Source organism: Pseudomonas sp. 21615526 (assembly GCF_013386245.1).
GTDB lineage: Bacteria > Pseudomonadota > Gammaproteobacteria > Pseudomonadales > Pseudomonadaceae > Aquipseudomonas.
Map to the genome: position 1 here is coordinate 1 of NZ_JACAOM010000144.1, position 2,037 is coordinate 2,037.

Genomic DNA, 2,037 nt, shown 5'->3' on the forward strand with positions numbered 1-2,037 from the left:
ATGCCGATCAGCACCGAGATCACCGTGGCCACCATCATCAGCGCCAGGGTTTGCATCAGCTTGTCCCACAGACCGACCGCGCCCACCAGAAACAGCAGGCCGACGATCACGACGGTGGTGAACCACTTGCGAGTGGCATGCCAGGCAATACCGCCAACAATCAGCAACATCAACCACCAGGGCGCTGCGCGCAGCAAACCTTCCAGGTTAACGATGGCCCACAGCAACGTATCGGAGATGTGCCGGAACACATCGCCGTAGTTGGTCACCAGCGCATCGACCCAACTGTTGACCCAGTCGGCGATGGAAAACGTAAAACTCTCAGGAAACATAGTGTGCTCTCGATCCAGTGGATTGTGGCCGGGCGCCCGGTTGCCTGTGGCGGCAACCGGAAACGCTCAACCTACAAGGCCGCGTCGATTTTCTTGGCTGCGTTGTCGCTCACCATGCGTGCCAGAGTTCAGGATGTCCCTTGAGGAAAGTTTTCGCCAGTTTTGCTGTTTCAATTCGCTGTTCGTCATGCGTACCGGGTTCTGGTTAAACAGGTTGAGCAGCGGCGCCCTGCACATCGGGCAGCACGAGGCGCTCAGGAATCGGGCTGTGCCACTTTTTCGCAGCCCAGTAGTACAACGCCGCCGGCACCACCAGCCCGATGATCCACGAGATATCGGTGTCGCCCAGGCTCGCGACCAGTGGGCCGGTGTAGAAATGCGTCGAGATGAACGGCATCTGAATCAGCACGCCGAACACGTAGATGCTGATGCCCATCAGGTTCCAGCGACCGTAGCGACCGTTGGGGTTGGACAGGGCCGGGATGTCATAGCGCTCTTTGGTGATGCAGTAGAAGTCCACCAGGTTGATCGCACTCCAGGGCGTGAAAAACGCCAGCAGGAACAGGATGAACGCGGAGAAATCCTTGAGGAACGAGTCCTTGCCCAGCAACGCCAGCGCGGCGGCAATCGACACCATCACGAAGATGTACAACAGCCGCGTGCCACTGCCGATATGCCGGCTGCCACGGAAACCACTGATGATTGTCGCGATCGACATGAAGCTGCCGTAGGCGTTGAGGGTGGTGACGGTGACCTTGCCGAAGGCGATGCTGAAATACAGCAGCGCCGCGACGATCCCGGTGCCGCCCAGGCCGACGATAAACGACACTTCGTGGTGAGCGAATTGCGAGCCTGCCAGGGCTGCCGCAAACACACCGAACACCATCGAAGCCTGCGCGCCGATCACCGAACCGAGGCCCACGGCCCAGAAGGTTTTCGAGGCCTGCGTGCTGCGCGGCAAGTAGCGCGAGTAGTCCGCCACATACGGGCCGAACGCAATCTGCCAGGACGCCGAGAGGGAAATCGCCAGCAGGAAACTGCTGAGGGAAAAATGCTTGTTGCCCAGCAACGCACCGATGTCGTTACCGGCCAGCAGCCTGTAGAACAGGTACACGAAGGCAACCACCCCCAGCACGCTGGCGATGCGACCGATGCCGTGGATCACCCGGTAGCCGAAGATCGTGAATACCATGATCAGCCCCGCGAACAATACGATGCCGACCCAGTCTTCAACGTGAAGCAACTGCGCCACCGCCTGCCCCGCCAGCAATGAGCCGCTGGCAGAAAAACCGATGTACATCAGGCACACCAGCACCAGGGGAATCACCGCGCCATACACGCCGAACTGCACGCGGCTGGAGATCATCTGCGGCAAGCCCAGTTGCGGGCCTTGCGCCGCATGCAGGGCCATGACGCCACCGCCCAGCAGTTGACCGATCAACAGACCGATCAACGACCAGAACACATCACCGCCCAGCACCACGGCCAGGGCCCCGGTGACAATCGCAGTGATTTGCAGGTTGGCACCCAACCACAGGGTGAACTGACTCAATAGACGGCCGTGTCTTTCCGCTTCCGGGATGTAGTCGATCGAACGCCTTTCGATCAACGGGGTGGTGCTTGCACGAGCGTCTTTTACTGCCATTTATGTTCAACCTCTGATGGATTGTTTTTGGGTGAAACGCAGATCACATGTGGGAGCGGG

1 protein-coding gene and 2 pseudogenes are annotated in these 2,037 nt (G+C 59.5%); all 3 read right to left on the minus strand.

Translation table 11 applies throughout. From position 1 onward, the window contains the following. Nucleotides 1–332 (minus strand): annotated as a pseudogene (locus HX786_RS28535) (proline/glycine betaine ABC transporter permease); the annotation flags it as partial. A 71-nt stretch (nt 333–403) separates the two neighbouring features. Then, a pseudogene (locus tag HX786_RS28540) lies at nt 404–551 on the minus strand (histidine ABC transporter substrate-binding protein); the annotation flags it as partial. Beyond that, nucleotides 538–1,977 (minus strand): cytosine permease, encoded by a 1,440-nt coding sequence (locus HX786_RS28545; protein WP_178912915.1) that lies wholly within the window; start codon nt 1,975–1,977, stop codon nt 538–540. The gene HX786_RS28545 and the pseudogene HX786_RS28540, both read right to left, overlap by 14 nt. Nucleotides 1,978–2,037 lie beyond the last annotated feature (60 nt).

What these genes read in the sequence shown, in the direction of transcription:
- HX786_RS28545 (WP_178912915.1), bottom strand. Translation starts at nt 1,977, where the DNA reads ATGGCAGTAAAAGACGCTCGTGCAAGCACCACCCCGTTGATCGAAAGG.